The sequence below is a fragment of the Stenotrophomonas sp. 169 genome (assembly GCF_014621775.1).
Classification (GTDB): Bacteria; Pseudomonadota; Gammaproteobacteria; order Xanthomonadales; family Xanthomonadaceae; genus Stenotrophomonas.
The window spans coordinates 1182385-1200558 of record NZ_CP061204.1 but is presented as its reverse complement, the minus strand read 5'-3'; the positions used below and the strand labels follow the sequence as shown (position 1 = coordinate 1200558).

General features: G+C 65.7%; 18 protein-coding genes. 5 read left to right on the top strand and 13 right to left on the bottom strand.

Annotated elements, in window-relative coordinates; all coding sequences use genetic code 11:
• Nucleotides 1-2 precede the first annotated feature (2 nt).
• The 8 genes from ICJ04_RS05085 to ICJ04_RS05050 all read right to left on the bottom strand — a co-directional run bounded on the left by ICJ04_RS05085 (nucleotide 3) and on the right by ICJ04_RS05050 (nucleotide 8105).
• Entirely contained in the window at nucleotides 3-1565 is a 1563-nt protein-coding gene (locus ICJ04_RS05085) for a sodium/sugar symporter (RefSeq protein WP_188326468.1), read from the bottom strand.
• 75 nt (nucleotides 1566-1640) lie between these two features.
• Entirely contained in the window at nucleotides 1641-2522 is an 882-nt protein-coding gene (locus tag ICJ04_RS05080) for a 2-dehydro-3-deoxygalactonokinase (protein ID WP_188326467.1), read from the bottom strand.
• A complete protein-coding gene (locus tag ICJ04_RS05075; RefSeq protein ID WP_188326466.1) occupies nucleotides 2519-3427 on the bottom strand; it encodes an SMP-30/gluconolactonase/LRE family protein in 909 nt (302 codons plus the stop codon). Before ICJ04_RS05075 ends, ICJ04_RS05080 begins: the two co-directional genes overlap by 4 nt.
• Before the next feature lie 2 nt (nucleotides 3428-3429).
• Entirely contained in the window at nucleotides 3430-4578 is a 1149-nt protein-coding gene (gene dgoD / locus ICJ04_RS05070) for a galactonate dehydratase (protein WP_188326465.1), read from the bottom strand.
• Nucleotides 4575-5189, bottom strand: coding sequence for a 2-dehydro-3-deoxy-6-phosphogalactonate aldolase (locus tag ICJ04_RS05065; protein ID WP_188326464.1), 615 nt, complete (start codon nucleotides 5187-5189; stop codon nucleotides 4575-4577). The genes dgoD and ICJ04_RS05065 overlap by 4 nt, the downstream gene beginning before the upstream one ends.
• A gap of 7 nt (nucleotides 5190-5196) precedes the next feature.
• A complete protein-coding gene (locus ICJ04_RS05060) occupies nucleotides 5197-5964 on the bottom strand; it encodes an SDR family oxidoreductase (RefSeq protein ID WP_188326463.1) in 768 nt (255 codons plus the stop codon).
• The gene (locus ICJ04_RS05055; RefSeq protein WP_188326462.1) at nucleotides 5961-6968 is read right to left on the bottom strand and encodes an aldose epimerase family protein; all 1008 of its coding nucleotides are present in this window, start codon (nucleotides 6966-6968) and stop codon (nucleotides 5961-5963) included. The genes ICJ04_RS05060 and ICJ04_RS05055 overlap by 4 nt, the downstream gene beginning before the upstream one ends.
• Nucleotides 6969-7097: 129 nt before the next feature.
• Nucleotides 7098-8105: a LacI family DNA-binding transcriptional regulator gene (locus ICJ04_RS05050; RefSeq protein WP_188326461.1), complete on the bottom strand. Its 1008-nt coding sequence runs from the start codon at nucleotides 8103-8105 to the stop codon at nucleotides 7098-7100.
• A 95-nt stretch (nucleotides 8106-8200) separates the two neighbouring features.
• On the opposite strand from ICJ04_RS05050, the gene ICJ04_RS05045 reads away from it, so the two are divergent.
• From ICJ04_RS05045 to ICJ04_RS05025, 5 genes are read left to right on the top strand one after another with little or no spacing between them, the layout of a single operon-like run.
• On the top strand, nucleotides 8201-9253 hold the full coding sequence (locus ICJ04_RS05045; protein WP_188326460.1) for a sugar phosphate isomerase/epimerase family protein: 1053 nt from the start codon (nucleotides 8201-8203) through the stop codon (nucleotides 9251-9253).
• A gap of 27 nt (nucleotides 9254-9280) precedes the next feature.
• Complete coding sequence (locus tag ICJ04_RS05040) at nucleotides 9281-10498, top strand: nucleoside permease (protein WP_188326459.1); 1218 nt, start codon at nucleotides 9281-9283, stop codon at nucleotides 10496-10498.
• Nucleotides 10499-10510: 12 nt separating this feature from the next.
• Nucleotides 10511-11635 (top strand): Gfo/Idh/MocA family oxidoreductase, encoded by a 1125-nt coding sequence (locus ICJ04_RS05035; RefSeq protein ID WP_188326458.1) that lies wholly within the window; start codon nucleotides 10511-10513, stop codon nucleotides 11633-11635.
• A 19-nt stretch (nucleotides 11636-11654) separates the two neighbouring features.
• Nucleotides 11655-12521, top strand: a complete 867-nt coding sequence (locus ICJ04_RS05030) for a sugar phosphate isomerase/epimerase (protein WP_188326457.1) — start codon at nucleotides 11655-11657, stop codon at nucleotides 12519-12521.
• Nucleotides 12522-12539: 18 nt separating this feature from the next.
• The gene (locus tag ICJ04_RS05025; protein ID WP_188326456.1) at nucleotides 12540-12836 is read left to right on the top strand and encodes a cytochrome c; all 297 of its coding nucleotides are present in this window, start codon (nucleotides 12540-12542) and stop codon (nucleotides 12834-12836) included.
• 28 nt (nucleotides 12837-12864) lie between these two features.
• Here ICJ04_RS05025 and ICJ04_RS05020 read toward each other — a convergent pair whose 3' ends face one another.
• The 5 genes from ICJ04_RS05020 to ICJ04_RS05000 form a co-directional block, all read right to left on the bottom strand.
• The gene (locus ICJ04_RS05020) at nucleotides 12865-13608 is read right to left on the bottom strand and encodes a DUF1080 domain-containing protein (RefSeq protein WP_188326455.1); all 744 of its coding nucleotides are present in this window, start codon (nucleotides 13606-13608) and stop codon (nucleotides 12865-12867) included.
• Between the two features lie 44 nt (nucleotides 13609-13652).
• Nucleotides 13653-14228 carry a gluconate 2-dehydrogenase subunit 3 family protein gene (locus tag ICJ04_RS05015; protein ID WP_188326454.1) on the bottom strand — a complete coding sequence of 192 codons (576 nt, stop codon included), beginning with the start codon at nucleotides 14226-14228 and terminating at the stop codon, nucleotides 13653-13655.
• Nucleotides 14228-15913 (bottom strand): GMC family oxidoreductase, encoded by a 1686-nt coding sequence (locus tag ICJ04_RS05010; RefSeq protein WP_188326453.1) that lies wholly within the window; start codon nucleotides 15911-15913, stop codon nucleotides 14228-14230. Before ICJ04_RS05010 ends, ICJ04_RS05015 begins: the two co-directional genes overlap by 1 nt.
• A 30-nt stretch (nucleotides 15914-15943) precedes the next feature.
• Nucleotides 15944-16846: a TIM barrel protein gene (locus ICJ04_RS05005; protein WP_188326452.1), complete on the bottom strand. Its 903-nt coding sequence runs from the start codon at nucleotides 16844-16846 to the stop codon at nucleotides 15944-15946.
• Between the two features lie 231 nt (nucleotides 16847-17077).
• On the bottom strand, nucleotides 17078-17650 hold the full coding sequence (locus ICJ04_RS05000) for a single-stranded DNA-binding protein (RefSeq protein ID WP_188326451.1): 573 nt from the start codon (nucleotides 17648-17650) through the stop codon (nucleotides 17078-17080).
• Nucleotides 17651-18174 lie beyond the last annotated feature (524 nt).

Below are 18174 nucleotides of genomic sequence, written 5' to 3'. Positions count from 1 at the left end.
CCTCACCAGAACAGGGCGTACAGGGCCACCAGGATCGCAACGACCGCGATGGCACCCACGTTGAAGGACGAACTCGTGGCGTAGACCACATCATCGGTGCGGACCACGTCCTTGGCCGGCGCGGCAGGCGTGGCCAGCGAAACGCCCACCGCGAGCGCAAGCGCCAGCAGGAACACCAGGCCGACCCGGTCGATGAAAGGCAGTACAGGCCAGGCCAGCTTCAGCACCACCGACAGGACGAACGAGCCGATGGCAGCGGCAAGTGCGCCAGCCTCGTTGGCGCGCTTCCAGAACAGGCCCAACAGGAAGATCACCACGATGCCCGGGGTGAAGAAGCCGGTGTATTCCTGGATGTACTGGAAGGCCTGGTCGAAGCTGCCGAGCAGCGGCTTGGCGGCCAGGATGCCCAACACCACGGTGACCGCTGCGGCGATGCGTCCCACCCGCACCAACTGCGTCTCGTCGTGCTGGCGCTTGCCCTTGGCGTAGAAATCCAACGTGAAGATGGTGGCCACCGAATTGATCTTCGACGCCAGCGACGCCACGATCGCAGCGACCAGCGCGGCAAAGACCAGCCCGAGGATGCCGGTCGGCAGCAGGCGCATCATGGTCGGGTAGGCCTGGTCGGGCGTCTCCAGCCCCGGCGCCAGCATCACCGCGGCGATGCCCGGCACCACTACGATCAGCGGCATCAGCAGCTTCAGGAACGCAGCAAACAGCACGCCCTTCTGCGCTTCGCCGATGTTCTTGGCTGCCAGCGCGCGCTGGATGATGTACTGGTTGAACCCCCAGTAGCTGAGATTCATGATCCACAACCCGCCGATCAACACGCTGATGCCCGGCAGGTCTTTGTAGAACGGGTTGTCCTTGCTCAGGATCATCTCGAAATGACCCGGATGCGCCTGCCACAGGCGGGTGATGCCCGCGACGATGCCCGCCCCTTCGCCCAGCTGGTTGAGTGTCAGCCCGGTCACCAGCAGACCGCCCAGCACCAGCAGCGACACCTGCACGATGTCGGTCAGGGCGACCGCCTTCAGGCCGCCGTACAGTTGGTACAGCAAGGCGAACACACCGATCAGCACCACCGCCAGCATCTGGTCCATGCCGGTGACCTGGCTGACCGCGATCGCGCCCAGCCACAGGATGGAGGTGACGTTGACGAACACGTACAGGCCCAGCCAGAACACCGCCATCAGCGTACGGATGCGGCTGCCGTAACGTTGTTCGAGGAACTGCGGCATGGTGTAAATGCCGTTGCGCAGGAACACCGGCAGGAACCATTTACCCACGATCAGCAGGGTCAGCGCCGCCATCCATTCGTACGAGGCGATGGCCAGGCCGATGGCATAACCGGAGCCGGACATGCCGATGATCTGTTCGGCGGAAATGTTGGCCGCGATCAAGGAGGCACCGACCGCCCACCACGGCAGCGAGCGACTGGCCAGGAAGTAATCCTTGGCGTCCTTCATGTGGCCCGCTTTCTCACGGGATACCCACTGCGCCAGCACGAAAACACCGGCGAGGTAGATCAGTACGATGGTGGTATCAAGCACCGAAAGTTGCATGTCCTGCTTCCTTGTTGCGGGTGCCGGCGGATCACCGGGCGGTGGGAGATGAAACGAGGCGAAGGTGCGCCAGCGCTATACCGGCAGGCCACGTGCATGCGCGAGCAGGTGCATGCCCCGCGCTGCGCTTTCTTCACCGTGGAGTGCCGCCTGCATGCCGCGCAGCTTCAGCGCCGTCAGATAGCGCGCAGCCAGGTCGTCGGATGCGATCACCTGCACCGTGCCGCCCGAAGCGGACAGCGACTGCACTTCATGCCCGATCAGCAGGCCGGACAGATAACTGGTCAGCTGCTCGGGTGCGAGCTGATCGAACAGTGCGCGCGTTCGCACACTGAACAAGTGATGCAGCAGCGCATCGCCACGCGACGCCATGGACATCCCGTCGGCGAATGCAGCGTCATCGTGCGGCGCATCGACCATCATCCGGCCCAGCAGACTGTGTTGGCGCAGCACAGCGAACACCTCGCCGGTCATGAAGGTACTGAAGCCTTCGATGCGGCCATCCACTATCCGAACGTGCTTGCTGTGCGTACCGGGCAGAAGCACGTGATGCGAGCCCGCACCGAGCGTCGGCAGCAGGCCGCACAGCTGGGTCTCTTCGCCACGCATCACATCAGGCACCTGATGCGCATCGAAACAGCTCACACCCGGCACCAGCCACAGCGCGCGACCCGGCATGGCGTCGCCGTCAAGTAGCCGCATGCCGGCAGCGATGTCCTGCAGACCCACGGGGGCCTGCACGTAGGGCACTTCCTGCCAGCCCTGCCGGCTGCCGACCATGCCGGCGAGCACCACCAGGGCGTCGTCCCAGCCGTCGATCAACTGCCCCAGTACGTCAGCGAAGCGGCCACCCACGTGCAGCAGGCCCTGATCGGTCCGGCGCGTTTCACGCACGCGGCCATCGCTTTCCACGCGAAAGGCACGCAGGCTGCTGCTGCCCCAGTCAACGGCGATCATGCGTCCGCGAACCGGGTATCGGGCAGACCGCGCACGCCCTGCAGGCGGCTGGCGAACACGCCGCCACTGCCGGGTTCCGCTTCCAGTTGCGCAGCGTCCAATCCATCGCGTGCCGAGGTGATGAACAAGGTGTCCAGCGCATCACCGGCGAAAGCCACGCAGGTCGGCTGCCTGGCGGGCACGTCTACCGTGTGCGCGACGGCGCCGGCAGCGGAGTAACACACCACCTGCCCTGCCCCCCACTGCGCACCCCATACCCGGCCCTGCGCGTCAACCGCTGCACCGTCCGGCTCGGCACCGTCGACCACGGCAAAGAGCTGTGGTGCACCGACGGTGGCGGTATCGGCGTCGTAGCGCACCTGCATGATCCGTCCCTGCAGCGAATCGCAGTAGTACATGCCGTTGCCATCGGGCGTGAAGCCGATGCCGTTGGCGATCGTCACCGGATCCAGCGCCAGCTGACGCAGGCCATGCCGCCGCGAGTACTGATGGAAGTACGCCGTACGTGCCTGCTCCGCGCCCTCGTTGATGCACCCGAACACGAAGTTGCCACTGCGGTCCAGGCGCCCATCGTTGATGCGCATGTCCGCTGCGGGCATCGGCACGTCGCAGATCCGCTCGCACGTCAGTTCGCTGCCGGCGGCGCACTCGCGCGGGTCAGCCAGGTACAGCGCGTCCTCCATGCCCAGCAACAGGCGTCCGGACCCACACAGCGCCAGACAACCCACCCGCCCAGGCGTTGACCACCATGTACCGGCGGCCGCATCCGGCCCCTGCCGCCAGATCCGGCGTCCTTTGATATCGGTCCACCACAGCACCCGCTCGCGCGCGCACCAGACGATGCTCTCTCCCAGCGTGCAGCCGCTGTCGAACGCCAGCACGGCATCCGGGGCCCGCATCGACATGCTTACCATTCGGCAACACTCCCGTCTTCGTGGCGCCACAGCGGGTTGCGCCAGTCACCCGCCGTCCGCGCGCGTTCGATCACCACGTCTTCGTCGATGTCCACGCCCAGTCCCGGCTGGGTAAAGGGCAGGATGGAGCCTTCGTGCATGGTGAAGGCATCCTTGTTCTTTACATAGTCCAGCAGCTCGCCGTCGGCGTTGTAATGGATGCCGATGCTCTGTTCCTGCAGCACGGCGTTCCAGCTGGCGAAGTCCACGTGCAGGCACGCGGCCAGCGCAACCGGACCCAAGGGGCAGTGCGGCGCCAGCGCCACGTCGTGGGCCTCCGCCATGGCGGCGATCTTCATGCACTCGGTGATGCCGCCCGCATGCGACAGATCCGGCTGCACGATGGACAGGCCACCGGCAGCGAACACGCTCTTGAACTCGGTGCGCGAGAACATGCGCTCCCCAGCCGCCAGCGGGATGGCCGTCTGCTCGGCAAGGCGCGGGTAGTACTCCGCCTGCTCCGCCAGTACCGGCTCTTCGATGAACAACGGCCGGTACGGTTCGAGCTCACGGATCAGCGTCTTCGCCATCGGCCAGCCGACGCGGCCATGGAAATCCAGGCCGAACTCGATCGTCTGACCGAATGCTTCGCGGATCTCGGCGACTTTGGCCACGGCGGCATCGATGGTGCGGCTGGGTGCCAGCAGTGGCATCTCCTCGCAGGCATTGAGCTTGAAGGTGTCGTAGCCCAGTGCAACGCGTGCGCGGATCTGCGCGATGATGTCGGCCGGGCGGTCACCGCCCACCCAGCAATAGGTCTTCATGCGGTCGCGCACCAGACCGCCAAGCAGCTGGTACACCGGCACGCCAAGCGTCTTGCCCTTGATGTCCCACAAGGCCTGGTCGATGCCGGCCAATGCACTCATGAACACCGCGCCGCCCCGGTAAAAGCCGCCGCGGTACAGCACCTGCCAGTGGTCGTTGATGCGCGCCGGGTCCTTGCCGATCAAGTGCTCGCCGAGCTCCTGCACCGCGGCCTCCACCGTGCGCGCGCGGCCCTCGATGACCGGCTCGCCCCAGCCGACCACGCCTTCGTCGGTTTCGATCTTCAGGAACATCCAGCGCGGCGCGACGCGATACGTCGTCAGGCGGGTGATCTTCATGGCGTGGCACTCCGCAGGGCGGCGACGAAGGCGCCTGCATGGCGCGCGGTGGTAGCGGCATCCTGGCCGGGGCGATACAGTTCGCCGCCCAGCCCCGCCCCCGTACATCCGGCCTGCAGGAAGGCCGCGAGATTGTCCGGGCCGATGCCCCCGACGGCGTAAAGCGGCACGTCCGGCGGCAGCACCGCCTTCAGCGCACGCACATAGCCGGGGCCGAAATGCGCTGCCGGAAACAGCTTCAATCGCTGCGCCCCCGCGTTGATCGCAGCGAACGCCTCGCTGGCGGTGGCGAAACCGGCGGCCACGTCCAGCCCGTGCGCACGGGCATGCGCGATCACCACAGGGTCTGTATTCGGGGTGACCATCAGCCGTGCACCCGTGGCGGCCAATCGATCCACGTCTGCGGTCGTCAGCACGGTACCCGCGCCCACTTCGGCGTCGCCGCGCGCCTCTTCCAGTGCCAGCTGCACACTGCTCAGCCAGTCCGGCGAATTGGTGGGGATTTCGATCTGCGCGATGCCTGTATCGATCAACGCGCGCACATGCTTGCGGATCTCCGCAGGCGTGATGCCGCGCAGGATCGCAATAAGCGGAAGAGAAGGAAGGCTCATGGGGGGCTCAGTAGTAGAGTTGGCTGCGGCCGCCATCGATCAGGATGTCGGCCGCGTTGATGAAACGGGCTTCGTCGCTGGCCAGGAACAACGCGGTCTGCGCGACTTCGGACGGTTCACCGATGCGCTTGGGCGGCAGTAGTGCTTCCTGTTCCTGCCGCGCCTGCGCCGGGTCCGGCTGCGCGTCGAACCAGCGCTCGATGCGATCCACCAGGATCAGGCCAGGCGAAATGGAATTGAAGCGGAGGCCCTTGGCCGCGTATTCCAGGCCGAGTGCCTTGGTCATGCCGATCAACGCATGCTTGGCCACGTTGTACGGGAAGGCCCCCTGGATGATGCGATGGCCATGCACCGACGCGATGTTGACCACCGATCCCGCGCCCTGCTGCAGCATGTGCGGCACGACCGCGCGGGCGAAGTTCCAATGCCCACCCAGGTTCACGTCCAGGTTGCGCTGCCAGGTCTGCGCGGACAGTTCCAGCGGCGGTGAGAAGACATCCATGCCGGCATTGCTGACCAGCACGTCGACGCGACCCAGGGCCTGCGCCACGTGTTCGACGAACGCACTGACCGCGTCGGCATCGGTGACATCACCTTGCTGGAACAGCGCGAACGCGGGATCGCCCTGCGGCGGCGCGCCCAGGTCATAGCCGGCCACCAGCGCGCCGTGCGCATGGAACAGCGTGGCGATGGCGTGGCCGATCCCATTGGCGGCACCGGTGACGATGGCCACCTTGCCGTGCAGCCGCCCCGTTGGTTCAGGTGGTGCGTTCATTGCGTGTCCTTGCTGAAGCGGTAGACGATGCGATTACGGTAGACCTCACCGGGGCGCAGCACGATGGAAGGAAACGCCGGGCGGTTCATCGCATCGGGGAAGCTCTGTGGCTCCAGGCAGATCGCACCGCGTGCGCGGTACGGACGGCCGGAGCGTCCCTGCAGACTGCCATCAAGGAAGTTGCCGGTGTACACCTGCAGGCCGGGTTGATCGCTCCAGACGTGCAGCACGCGGCCGGAAGACGGTTCATGCAGACGCGCGGCCAAGCGCAGGGCGCCCGGCACCTGCGTGTCCAGAATCCAGTAATGATCGAAGCCCGCGGCCCGCTGCAACTGCGCGTCGTCGCGGTCGGACAGCCCGTCACCGAGCGCGCGTTCGTCGCGGAAATCGAACGCGCTGCCAGTGACGTCCAGGCGTCTGCCGGTAGGCGTCAGATCCGGCCGCACCTCCAGGAACGACGACGCCGGCAGCGTGAGCCGATGAGCGTCCACGGTGCCCGCCCCTTCGCCGGCGAGGTTCCAGAACGGGTGATGGGTGAGGCTGACCGCGGTCGCACGGTCGCAGGTCGCGGTGTACTCCACGTGCAATGCGTCAGTGTCATCCAACGTGTATTCGACGGTGATCCGCAGTTCACCGGGAAAGCCTTGGTCACCATCGGGGCTGATCAGCTGAAGGCGGGCACGGTCATTCTGCACGTCCAGCCATTGCCACGGCCGCGTATCGAATCCTGCCGGCCCGCCGTGAAGGCACGTGCCGCCATCCACCGACGCCAGCGTGTGCTGCTGGCCGTCCAGATCGAAGCAAGCGCCGCTGATGCGCCCCGCCACCCGGCCTATGCTGCTGCCCAGGAACGACCTGCCCTCGCGGCGGGCGGTCGCATCCACATGCCCCAGCACCACGTCTGCCAGATGGCCACCGCGGTCGGGCACGCGCATCGCCGCGAGCGCTGCGCCGTGCTGCGCGATCTCTGCCTGCAGGCCATGTACGTTGCTCAACACCACCATGGACAAAAACACCTCGCGCTGCGGTCAAGGGCTTGTAGGCCCTGCGCTGAGGATAAAAACAAATAATACTACAATTTAAAAGTTGCACTGCAGCATGGGGCTTCAAGGAGGAGGCTGCAGCCTCGTTCCTCAGCCGTTCTTTGGCGTGCCCGTTGAGCCGCGCACCATCAGATTGAAATCCAGCGTCTGCTGCAGCGGCTCCTCCACCCCATCGATGATGGCGAGCAGCAGGCCGACCGCGCGCACACCGATTTCCCGCATGGGTTGCCTGATGGTCGTCAGCGCCGGCGTGAGGTAACGCGACGACGCCAGGTCGTCGAAGCCGACGATGGACACGTCTTCCGGCACACGGATGCCCTTGTCCCGGCAGGCCGCCAGGGCGCCGAGCGCCATCTGGTCGCTGAAGCAGAAGATCGCGGTCGGCACCGAAGGGCGGGCCAAAAGCGCCATCGCCGCGGCATGGCCGGACTCCACGGAAAAATCGCCCGGCACCCTGCTCAGGCTGCGCAGGCGTCCGCGGGCCCTGCCGGCCGCCTCCACCCCCTCCAGCCGCTGCCGGTGCAGCGGATTGTCGGGAGGCCCGCCGACCACGGCGATGTGCTCGTGTCCCAGCCCGTACAGGTGTTCCATCACGGCACGCGCAGCGGCCACGTTGTCGATGTGCACGCTGGGGATGCCCAACGCAGGATCGAACTCGCATCCATTGACCACCGGCGCGGCGGCGCCCAACTGCTGGACGATCGCCTGCGCTGTCGGCGGAAGGCGATGCCCCAGCACGATCAACCCGTCGGCTTCGTTGCGCCGGAGCATCTGCGCATAGCGCTCTTCGCGGTCGGGTTGATCCTGGGTATCGCCCAGCAGCACGGCGTAGCCGACGGCCTGCGCCGCGTCCTCCGCACCCTGCAGGATCTGGGCGAAGAACGGATTGGCGATGTCCGGCACGGTGACCAGGATCTTGCCGCTGCGCTGCGTCTTCAGCGTGCGGGCTACTGTGTTGGGGACATAGCCCAGCGCGGCGGCGGCCTGCTCGATGCGGGTACGCGTGGCCGGCAGGACTTTTTCCGGCCGGGAAAGCGCGCGCGACACCGTGCCAGCAGACACACCGACGTGCTTTGCGATGTCGTAGATCGTGGCCATTGCGTCAGTTCATGGTTCCGCTGTGCAGCGCACAACAGCTCTTGGAGGAGGCCCTGCTAGGATAATGCAATCGATTGCATCGAGGGCGAATCCGCTTGAAAACGCTCAAGGGTCCCGCGCTGTTCCTGGCGCAATTCATCGGTGAAACACCTCCCTTTGATCGGCTGGACACGCTGGCCAAGTGGGCCGCAGGCTTGGGCTATTGTGGCCTGCAAGTGCCAACCGGCGATCCGCGCCTGTTCGATCTGGCCGAGGCCGCGCGCAGCCAGACGTACTGCGACGACATTGCCGGCACGCTGGCCGCACAGGGCGTGCAGATCACCGAACTGTCCACCCATCTGCAAGGGCAACTGGTCGCCGTCCATCCCGCCTACGACAGCCTGTTCGACGGATTCGCACCGCCCGACAAACGCGACGATCCCGCCGCCCGCCAGGCCTGGGCAGTCGACCAACTGATGCTGGCCGCCAAGGCCAGCCAGCGGCTGGGTCTGACGGCGCATGCCACGTTCTCCGGCGCACTGGCCTGGCCTTACTTCTATCCCTGGCCGCAGCGTCCGCAAGGGCTGGTGGACGAGGCGTTCGCCGAACTCGGCCGCCGCTGGCGTCCCATCCTGGATACCTTTGATGCCTGCGGCGTGGACCTGTGCTTCGAGATCCATCCGGGCGAGGACCTGCACGATGGCGCCACCTTCGAGCGCTTCCTCGACGTGGTGGACCACCATCCCCGCGCAAAAATCCTGTACGACCCCAGCCACCTGCTGCTGCAGCAGATCGACTACCTCGGCTTCATTGATCGCTATCACGAGCGCATCGGCATCTTCCACGTCAAGGACGCGGAGTTCCGTCCCAGTGCGCGAAGTGGGGTGTATGGCGGATACCAGGACTGGATCGATCGACCCGGACGGTTCCGTTCGCTCGGCGACGGTCAGATCGACTTCAAGGCGATCTTCTCGAAGTTCGCCCAATACGATTTCCCGGGCTGGGCGGTGCTGGAGTGGGAGTGCTGCCTGAAGCACCCGGAAGATGGCGCGCGGGAGGGCGCCGCCTTCATCCGCGACCACATCATCCGCGTAACCGAACGTGCTTTCGATGACTTTGCCGACAGCGGCACAAATACGGAATCACTGCACCGCATGCTGGGGATCTGAACCATTACCGCCCTGGGAGGGGTAGCCATGACGCACACCATGTCGCGCTTGGGCGCGATGATGTTCCTGCAGTTCTTCATCTGGGGCGCATGGTTCGTGACCCTGGGCACGTACCTGGTGCAGGGCCCGCTGCAGGCCACTGCAAGCCAGGTGGCGACGGCCTTCCTCAGCCAGTCCATCGGCGCCATCGTGGCCCCCTTCCTGGTCGGCCTGGTCGCCGATCGCTACTTCGCCGCGCAGCGCATCCTCGCGGTGCTCCACCTGGCGGGCGCGGTGCTCATGTGGATGGCATCCACGGCAACGGACTTCAGCACGTTTTCTGCCTGCGTCATGGGCTACATGCTGCTGTTCATGCCCACCTTGGCGCTGGCCAACAGCGTGGCGATGCGGCACATGCAATCGCCTGAAAAGCAGTTCCCCTTGGTGCGCGTGGCCGGCAGCGTCGGCTGGATCGTAGCGGGCGTGCTGATCGGCTGGCTGGGCTGGGAACAGGCGCATCGGCTTGAGCTGACGTTCCGCATGGCGGCGATGGCCTCGCTGGCGTTGGGACTGTATGCCTTCACCCTGCCCCACACGCCGCCGCTGGCCCGACAGCGCGACGCCGGGATGGGGCAGATCCTGGGACTGGATTCGCTGCGGCTGCTGAAGTCGCGCTCCTACCTGGTGTTCTTCCTGGCCTCCATCGCCATCTGCATCCCGCTGGCGTTCTATTACAACTTCACCAACCCGTATCTCAACGATCTGGGCGTGCGCGGCGCGGCAGGCCTGCAGTCGCTGGGGCAGGTATCCGAAGTCCTGTTGATGCTGGCGATGCCGTTCCTGTTCGTGCGGTTGGGGGTCAAGACGATGCTGGCCGTGGGCATGGCCGCGTGGGTGCTGCGCTATGTCATGTTCGCCTTCGGCGATGCAGGCGGCGGCTTCAGCCTGCTGGTGATCGGCATCGTATTGCACGGCATCTGCTACGACTTTTTCTTCGTCACCGGCCAGATCTACACCGATGCACATGCCGGCCCCGCCGCACGCAGCAGCGCGCAGGGATTCATCACACTGGCCACCTACGGCGTGGGCATGTTGATCGGCACATTCCTGTCCGGCGCGGTGGTCGAGCACTACACCACGGCAGCCGGCCCGGACTGGCAGAAGATCTGGCTGTTCCCGGCAGGCGTCGCACTGATCGTACTGATCGCCTTCCTGCTGTTGTTCCGCGACCGGCCGGTCGTCGCAGCCACACCTTCCACGCCCTGAGGACCCCAGCCGATGCACGCACTCGGAATCGCCATCGTCGGCACCGGCATGATCGGCGCCGTGCACCGTCGCGCGGCCCTGCTGGCCGGGGCCGCGGTCCGCGGTGTCGCTGCCTCTTCCGCACAGCGCGCGCGTGAGGTTGCGCAGTCGTGGAATGTCCCGCGCGGCTATCGCGATATCGACGAGCTACTCGCCGATCCGCAGGTACAGGTCGTGCACATCTGCACACCCAACCATCTGCACCGCGCCATGGCACAGGCGGCACTGGAAGCCGGCAAGCACGTGATCTGTGAGAAACCGCTGGCGACAACGCTCGAAGACGCGCAGGCGCTGGCCGCATTGGCCACCTCGAGCGGTCTGGTCGCCACGGTGCCCTTTGTCTACCGCTACCACCCTGTGGTGCGTGAGGCACGCGAGCGTATCGCGCAGGGCGAACTGGGCCCGCTGCACCTGATCCACGGCAGCTACCTGCAGGACTGGCTGCTGGACCCTGCCAGCAACAACTGGCGCGTGGACCCGGTCCTGGGCGGTGCTTCGCGCGTGTTCGCCGACATCGGCTCGCACTGGTGCGACCTGGTGGAATGGGTCGGCGGCGAGCGCTTCGTCGACGTCAGCGCGGCGTTCGCCACCGTGATCGACGAGCGCGGCACGCTCACCGGGCAGAGCTTCAGCACACCGGCCGCGGGCGGCGCGATGCAGGCGGTCGCGAGCGAGGACGTGGCGGCGGCGATGTTCAGAACCAGCACGGGCACGCTCGCCTCGTTGACGGTCAGCCAGGTCTCGGCGGGACGCCACAACCGCCTCTGGTTCGAGATCGATGGCGCCAAGGCGAGCGTCGCGTTCAACCAGGAGGACGCCGAACGGCTGTGGATCGGCCGGCCTGACCAGCGCGAGGAGCGCTTCGTGCGTGGGCCGGGCGCCGGCAGTGCCGAACAGCGCCGCCTGTCGGTGTTGCCGGCCGGGCATGCGCAGGGCTACGCGACCTGTTTCGAGGCGTTCGTCGCCGACACCTATCGCGCTATCCACGGCGAGCAGCCGCAGGGCCTTCCCACTTTCGAAGACGGCGTGCGCTCGGCACGGATCGTCGACCGCGTCATCGCATCGGCCAGGACACGCGCCTGGACCCCCATCGGTTGAATCCCAAGAGGATGTGTTGATGAACATCGCTGCACGCCGGACCGCCACCTTCGCACTGCTGGTGCTCGCCGCCCTGCCCGCCTTCGCACGCGAAGCGACCGCCCCGCAGAAGCCCATTGCCGTGCAGATGTACACGCTGCGCGACGCGGGCACGCTCGACCAACAGTTGAAGATCGTCCACGACGCGGGTGTGGACGCAGTGGAGACGGTCGGCACGCAGAACGTCAGCGCCGTGGAACTCAAGCAACTGCTGGAAAAGTATTCGATAAAGGTCATTTCCTCCCACGTACAGTTGGCCGACCTGCGCAAGGATCTGGACGGCGCGGTCGCCTTCAACCGGTCGGTCGGCAATACCACGCTGGTGGTGCCGTATCTGGACGAGAAGGATCGGCCGACCGATGCGGCCGGCTGGACCGCATTGGGCGAGGAACTTGGCCGCATCTCGACGCGGTTGCGGGCCAAGGGCATGCACCTGGCTTACCACAACCACGACTTCGAACTGGTCGACTTCGATGGCCGGACAGGCTTGGAACTGCTGTTCGCAGCGGCCGGCCCCGATCTGCAGACCGAGCTGGACGTGGCCTGGGTGGCGCGTGCCGGCCATGACCCGACCGTGATGCTGGCAAAATTCCAAGGCCGCCTGTTCGCGATTCACGCCAAGGACAATGCGCCGAAAGGCCGCGCCGAAGACGAAGGCGGCTTCGCCGCTGTGGGCCAGGGCGTGCTGGACTGGCGCGCGATCCTGCCTGCTGCAAAAGCGGCTGGCGTGCAGTGGTACATCGTCGAGCACGACCATCCGCGTGATCCGGCCGCGGTCATCCAGACCGGCGCGGACTACCTGCGCAATCACCTGACCGCCACCCTGCCAGCCAGCGCACCGCGCTAGCACGCCAAGGAGCCCCGTTTGAAAAAGATCCTGAAAATCGCCGTGGTGCTATGGGCGTCGACGCTTGCCACCGCGGCGTGGAGCAAGGACGACCCCGCCGCCGGCGCGACGCTCTACGCAACCCACTGCACGGCCTGCCACGGCGCTGACCGCGCGGGCATGCCGGGCGCGTTCCCCGCACTCACCGACGTCGGCAAGCGGCTGCAGCCCGCAGAGATCAAAGAGAAGATCAGCAAAGGCGGCGGCCTGATGCCGCCCTTTTCTCACCTGACACAGCAGGAGATCGACGACATCGCCAGCTATCTGGCGAAGTAGTATCCCGGCGCGGCGCCGCGCTGCGCCGCTACAGTTCGCGCACCCAGATGTTGCGGTAGCTGACCTTGGAATCGTGTTCCTGCAGCGAGATCGGCGCGCAGTCATGCGGCGCGTACGAAGGGGCGCCGATGTATTCGGTCCTGCCCGCCAGCACGGTATCGTCCTGCACCAGCACGCCGTTGTGCAGCACGGTGATGCGCGCAGGTGAGATCAGCCCACCGCCCTGCGAGAAGCGCGGCGCCTTCCAGATGATGTCGTAGGCCTGCCACTCCCCCGGCGCACGCGAGGCGTTCACCAGCGGCATCGCCTGCTTGTAGATCGAGCCGGCCTGGCCGTTGGCATAGGTCGGGTTGTGATGACTGTCGAGCACCTGCAGTTCGTACAGCTCCTGCAGGAAGATGCCGCTGTTGCCGCGGTTCTGGCCGTCGAAACCTGCGGTCGCGCTGGGCGAGCGCCATTCAACGTGCAGCTGGATATCGCAGAACCGCTGCCGGGTGCGGATGCCCTTGCTGCCCGGCACCACGGTCAGCGCACCGTCATCGACACGCCACGGCACGCGTCCGCCCTGCTCCGACTCCCAAGCGGAAAGGTCTTTGCCATCGAACAGCACGATCGCATCGGAAGGCGCCCTCCCCACGGGCGTGGCCACGGTCGCGGGCACCGGCGTCCACACCTCGGTTCTGGTCGGATCGCGCGCGGGCGCGTCAATGGCCTGCGCGAACGCAGGCGCCGCCGCGAGCAGCCCGGTAGCCATCAGCAAGGGTTTGATCATCGTAGTTCCCGGAAAGAGACGAGTAAGCGCTTCGTGGCGGGCCATCAGCCGGTTGCCCACGCCGGCGTGCCGGGGACATAGGGCACGTCGCCGTCGTAGCGACCCGGCACGGCGACATACTGCAGCACCTCGGTCGCGCCGACCTTCGAGGTGAAGAAACCGAAGAGTGTCAATTGCTTGATCATCGTGAAGTAGTGCGGCATTTTTTCTCCCGCTCCGGTCATTCCGGTTTCGTCCACGTCGACAGCGCGTTTCCTGGCCTCCGCATCCAGCGTGCGCAGCAACTCGGTGCGGTCGGGCCCGGTGAGCGCGACAAACTGGCCGCCGGCGCGTTTGTCGATATCGGCCAGGCCGGCGCGGAACGTCGTCTGCTGCGCGGGGGTGTAGCAGTCGTTGACGAATGTCGACATGAAGGCACCGGCGCCTGCATCCTTCGCCCCCGGTGTGCGGGTACGCGGCAGGATGGTTTCAGCGATCTCATCCAGCATGGCGACATCGGCGGCGGAGAAGGCGCGCTTCGCTCCGGCAGCAGGCGCCTGACCATGGGCCAACGCAGGCAGGCCCACCATCGCCGCGCCGGTGGCCGCGACGATCATCTTCAGCAGTTCGCGGCGGTCCATCACAGGTTCCCCGCTTTCAGCTCGCGCACTGCATGGTCAGCTGCCCGTGCGGTCAGCGCCATGTAGGTCAGCGAAGGATTCACGCAGGCACTGGAGGTCATGCAGGCGCCGTCAGTGACATAGACGTTGGGCGCATCCCAGACCTGGTTGTGCTGGTTCAGCACGGAGTTGCTGCGGTCACGGCCCATGCGCGCGGTGCCCATTTCGTGGATGCCCTTGCCCGGCGCGTAGTCGTGGTCGTGCATCTCCACGTCCTTCACGCCGGCCGCCTCCAGCATCTCGGCGGCATCGGCGGCCATGTCCTTGCGCATGGCCGTTTCGTTCGCGCGCATCGACACGTCCATCGCCAACACGGGCAGCCCCCACTTATCTCGCTTGTCACTGTCCAGGCGGATCGTATTGTCGTGATGGGGCAGCATCTCGCCGAATCCGGTCATGCCGATGCGCCAGTCGCCCGGCTGGGTCAGCGCGTCCTTCAGGTCGGCGCCGATGTTCAGCTCGGCGATCTCGCGTGACCAGCCGTTGCGGCTGGCGCCGCCCTGGTAACCGAACCCGCGCAGGTAGCCGCGCTTGTCGGTGGCCACATTGCGGAAGCGGGGAATATAGAAGCCGCAAGGACGGCGCCCGAAGTAGTACTTGTCATCGTACCCCTCGACGCGGCCGGAAGCCCCGGCACCGAAATGATGGTCCATCACGTTGTGCCCCAGCTCGCCGGACGAAGAGCCCAGCCCGCCTTCCCAGACATCGGTGGCCGAGTTCATCAGCAGCCAGCTGGAGTTGAACGACGAAGCGTTGAGGAAGATGACATTGGCCGTGTACTGATAGGTCTGTCCGTTCTCGGCATCGATGATCTCCACGCCACGCGCCCGCTTGCGATCCTTGTCATACAGCACTTCCTTGACGATGGAGAAGGGCCGCAAGGTCAGGTTGCCGGTCTTCATCGCCGCCGGCAACGTCGCCGACTGGGTCGAAAAATAGGCACCGAAGGGGCAGCCCAGGATGCACTTGTTGCGGTACTGGCAGTTGACCCGGCCCTGCTCCACCTTGGGCTGGGTGATGTTGGCGGTGCGCGAGTGGATCATGTGGCGGGTGCCGCCGAATGCCTTTTTGATCCGCGCGGCCACGTCCTTTTCGACGATGTTCAGTGGAATCGGCGGCAGAAACTCGCCATCCGGCAACACGTCCAGCCCCTCACGCGTGCCGGCGATGCCGGCGAACTTCTCCACGTGGTCGTACCAGGGCGCGATGTCGGCATAACGGATCGGCCAGTCGGTGGCGATGCCATCCTTGAGGTTGGCCTCGAAATCCAGATCCGACAGGCGATAACTCTGCCGCCCCCACATCAGCGATCGGCCACCCACGTGATAACCACGGAACCAGTCGAATCGCTTGGTCTCGACGTACGGCGAGTCCTTTTCGTCGGCCCACATGCCCTCAAGATTCTCGGCAAGACCGTAATCGCGCATCAGCACCGGAAAGTCGGCCTTCATCGCCTGGGTCGGCCGGTTGCGGTGCGGGAAATCCCAAGCCTCCTTCATCGCGTTGACGTAGCCCTTTACGTGCTCGATGTTGCGTCCGCGTTCGAGCATCAGCACCTTGAGTCCTTTCTCGGTCAGTTCCTTTGCTGCCCAACCGCCACTGATTCCGGAGCCGACGACGATCGCGTCGTAATGATTGTCTGCCATGGGGTCTACTTCACCTTGGTGGATATCGTTTCAGACGTCGCAGAGGCGTATTGCCTCGCGCAGCGAACCGACGGGATCGGGCGCTGCAGGCATGAATTCCTGCGCCAGATATCCATCGAAACCGGTGTCGCGGATCGCGCGACAGATGGCGGGATAATGGAGTTCCTGCTGGTCTCCAATTTCGTGCCGGCCAGGCACGCCCGCGGTGTGGTAATGCTTGAAGTACGCGTGATGCCTGCCGATGGTGGCGATGATGTCGCCCTCCATGATCTGCATGTGGTAGATGTCGTACAGCAGGCCGAAATGCGCCGACCCGAGCCGCTGGCACAGTGCCACGCCCCAAGCAGAGTGGTCGCACAGATAATCCGGATGATCGACCTTGGAGTTCAACAACTCCATCACCAGCACGACGCCGCGCTTCTCGGCGTGTCCGAGGATGCGTTTGAGTCCGGCCTCGGCATCGGCCATGCCCTGCAGCGGGTCCCTGCCGTTACGATTGCCGGAAAAACAGATGAGGTTGCGGTAGCCGGCATCAGCCACCAGGTCGATCTGCCGCGTGTAGCGTGCTACCAGTTCATCGTGGAACTGGCGGTCGGCGAAGCCCTTTTCCAGGCTGATCTCCGCGCCGTTGCACATCGAGCTGTACACGCCATGGGCCTTCAGCGTGGGCCAGTCCTTCGGGCCGACCAGATCGATGGCGGAGAAACCGATGTCCTTGACCGTCTGACAGAGTTGCGCGACCGACTGCTGCGGGAAAGTCCAGCGGGCGACGGAGTGCTTGAGATTGCCCTTGAGCCGTGTGGCGACGGGTGTGGCGCGCGCGGTTAATACGCTGGCAGCACCCAAGCCCGCGCTACCGGCCAAGGCCATGCGGAGCGCATCCCGTCGCGTGAACCCCGGGGCTTGGGCCGGTCCGTTCGAATGGATGGACATCCACCTGCCGGCCTCCCAACCGGTTTCAAACGCTATCGATTTGCTTCAATGCAATCGATTGCACCATAGAGGACATCATTGATTTTTTGCAAGACGCAGTGCACGAAAACGCATGCTGCGGGGCACAAGACGGCGCGCGCGGGGGATCGTCGACCGATCCGTCGGCCACAAAAAAGCCCCGTCAAAACGGGGCTTTTTGAAATGTCTTGAAAGCTGGCAGTAGACGCTCCGTCAGAACGGAATATCGTCGTCAGCGAAGTCATCCATCGGCGGCGCCTGCTGCGGCTGCTGCTGGGGGCGCTGCTGGCCGTAGCCGCCGCCCTGACCACCCTGGCCGCCTTGGCGCTGACCACCGCCGCCACCACCACCGCCGCCGTATTCCTGGCGCGGGGCCTGCTGGCGCTGCGGACGATCGCCGCCGTAGTTGCCACCGGCGCCTGCACCTGCACCTGCACCGCCGCCACCTTCACCGCGACCGCCGAGCATCTGCATTTCATCGGCAATGATGTCGGTGGAATACTTTTCCACGCCATCCTGACCGGTGTACTTGTCGTAACGCAGGCTGCCTTCGACGTACACCGAGCTGCCCTTGCGCAGGTATTCACCGGCGATTTCGCCGAGCTTGCCGAAGAACACCACGCGGTGCCACTCGGTGCGCTCCTGCTGGTTGCCATCCTTGTCCTTGCGGACGCTGGTGGTGGCCAGGCTGATACGGGTGATGGCCATGCCGCCCTGGGTGTACTTCACGTCCGGGTCGTTGCCGAGGTTGCCGACCAGGATGACTTTATTGATGCCACGCGCCATAGGAGTGTTCTTCCGTTGTCCGGGGACGGTCCGGGCGGGCCTTGGGGGCGCCGGCGCGGGACCACCCCAGTGAATTGGGGGGATTGCAGAACGCCCCATGTTACCACCGGACGGGCGTTGGACTCGGGCGGGATTGGGTCGTGCGGGGTCGGGTTCTGCCCTTGTGGGGACCCGCCGAGCGGGGGTCGGCGGTATGGGGTTTCCGGGCGGCGGCCGCGACGTTGGACCTGCGTTGGCATCCCGCCGAGCGCGGCTCGGCGCTACCGGGTTGCGGGGTCGTCCGGGCTTGGGGGCAGCTGGGGCTGGTAGCGCCGAGCCGTGCTCGGCGGCGTGCACCTGCAGATTGCAGCTTTGCCCATAGCCGCTCGGGGCGTTCCTGCGCAGGATGACGGGGCTGGTCCAGCGAGGCCAGCGGGGATCACAGTCCCCACCTGAGCAGTACCGCCCCGCGCTTTGCCCTTGTTTGCAGTCAGGGCAGAGTATGCATCTCCCGCTGATTTCCATGGCGGGCGGTGCGCGGGGAT

Excerpts from the sequence above, each read along its gene's own strand:
- ICJ04_RS05085 (WP_188326468.1), bottom strand. The coding sequence starts at position 1,565 with ATGCAACTTTCGGTGCTTGATACCACCATCGTACTGATCTACCTCGCC.
- ICJ04_RS05080 (WP_188326467.1), bottom strand. The coding sequence starts at position 2,522 with ATGATCGCCGTTGACTGGGGCAGCAGCAGCCTGCGTGCCTTTCGCGTG.
- ICJ04_RS05075 (WP_188326466.1), bottom strand. The coding sequence starts at position 3,427 with ATGTCGATGCGGGCCCCGGATGCCGTGCTGGCGTTCGACAGCGGCTGC.
- dgoD (WP_188326465.1), bottom strand. The coding sequence starts at position 4,578 with ATGAAGATCACCCGCCTGACGACGTATCGCGTCGCGCCGCGCTGGATG.
- ICJ04_RS05065 (WP_188326464.1), bottom strand. The coding sequence starts at position 5,189 with ATGAGCCTTCCTTCTCTTCCGCTTATTGCGATCCTGCGCGGCATCACG.
- ICJ04_RS05060 (WP_188326463.1), bottom strand. The coding sequence starts at position 5,964 with ATGAACGCACCACCTGAACCAACGGGGCGGCTGCACGGCAAGGTGGCC.
- ICJ04_RS05055 (WP_188326462.1), bottom strand. The coding sequence starts at position 6,968 with ATGGTGGTGTTGAGCAACGTACATGGCCTGCAGGCAGAGATCGCGCAG.
- ICJ04_RS05050 (WP_188326461.1), bottom strand. The coding sequence starts at position 8,105 with ATGGCCACGATCTACGACATCGCAAAGCACGTCGGTGTGTCTGCTGGC.
- ICJ04_RS05040 (WP_188326459.1), top strand. The coding sequence starts at position 9,281 with ATGACGCACACCATGTCGCGCTTGGGCGCGATGATGTTCCTGCAGTTC.
- ICJ04_RS05035 (WP_188326458.1), top strand. The coding sequence starts at position 10,511 with ATGCACGCACTCGGAATCGCCATCGTCGGCACCGGCATGATCGGCGCC.
- ICJ04_RS05030 (WP_188326457.1), top strand. The coding sequence starts at position 11,655 with ATGAACATCGCTGCACGCCGGACCGCCACCTTCGCACTGCTGGTGCTC.
- ICJ04_RS05020 (WP_188326455.1), bottom strand. The coding sequence starts at position 13,608 with ATGATCAAACCCTTGCTGATGGCTACCGGGCTGCTCGCGGCGGCGCCT.
- ICJ04_RS05015 (WP_188326454.1), bottom strand. The coding sequence starts at position 14,228 with ATGGACCGCCGCGAACTGCTGAAGATGATCGTCGCGGCCACCGGCGCG.
- ICJ04_RS05010 (WP_188326453.1), bottom strand. The coding sequence starts at position 15,913 with ATGGCAGACAATCATTACGACGCGATCGTCGTCGGCTCCGGAATCAGT.
- ICJ04_RS05005 (WP_188326452.1), bottom strand. The coding sequence starts at position 16,846 with ATGTCCATCCATTCGAACGGACCGGCCCAAGCCCCGGGGTTCACGCGA.
- ICJ04_RS05000 (WP_188326451.1), bottom strand. The coding sequence starts at position 17,650 with ATGGCGCGTGGCATCAATAAAGTCATCCTGGTCGGCAACCTCGGCAAC.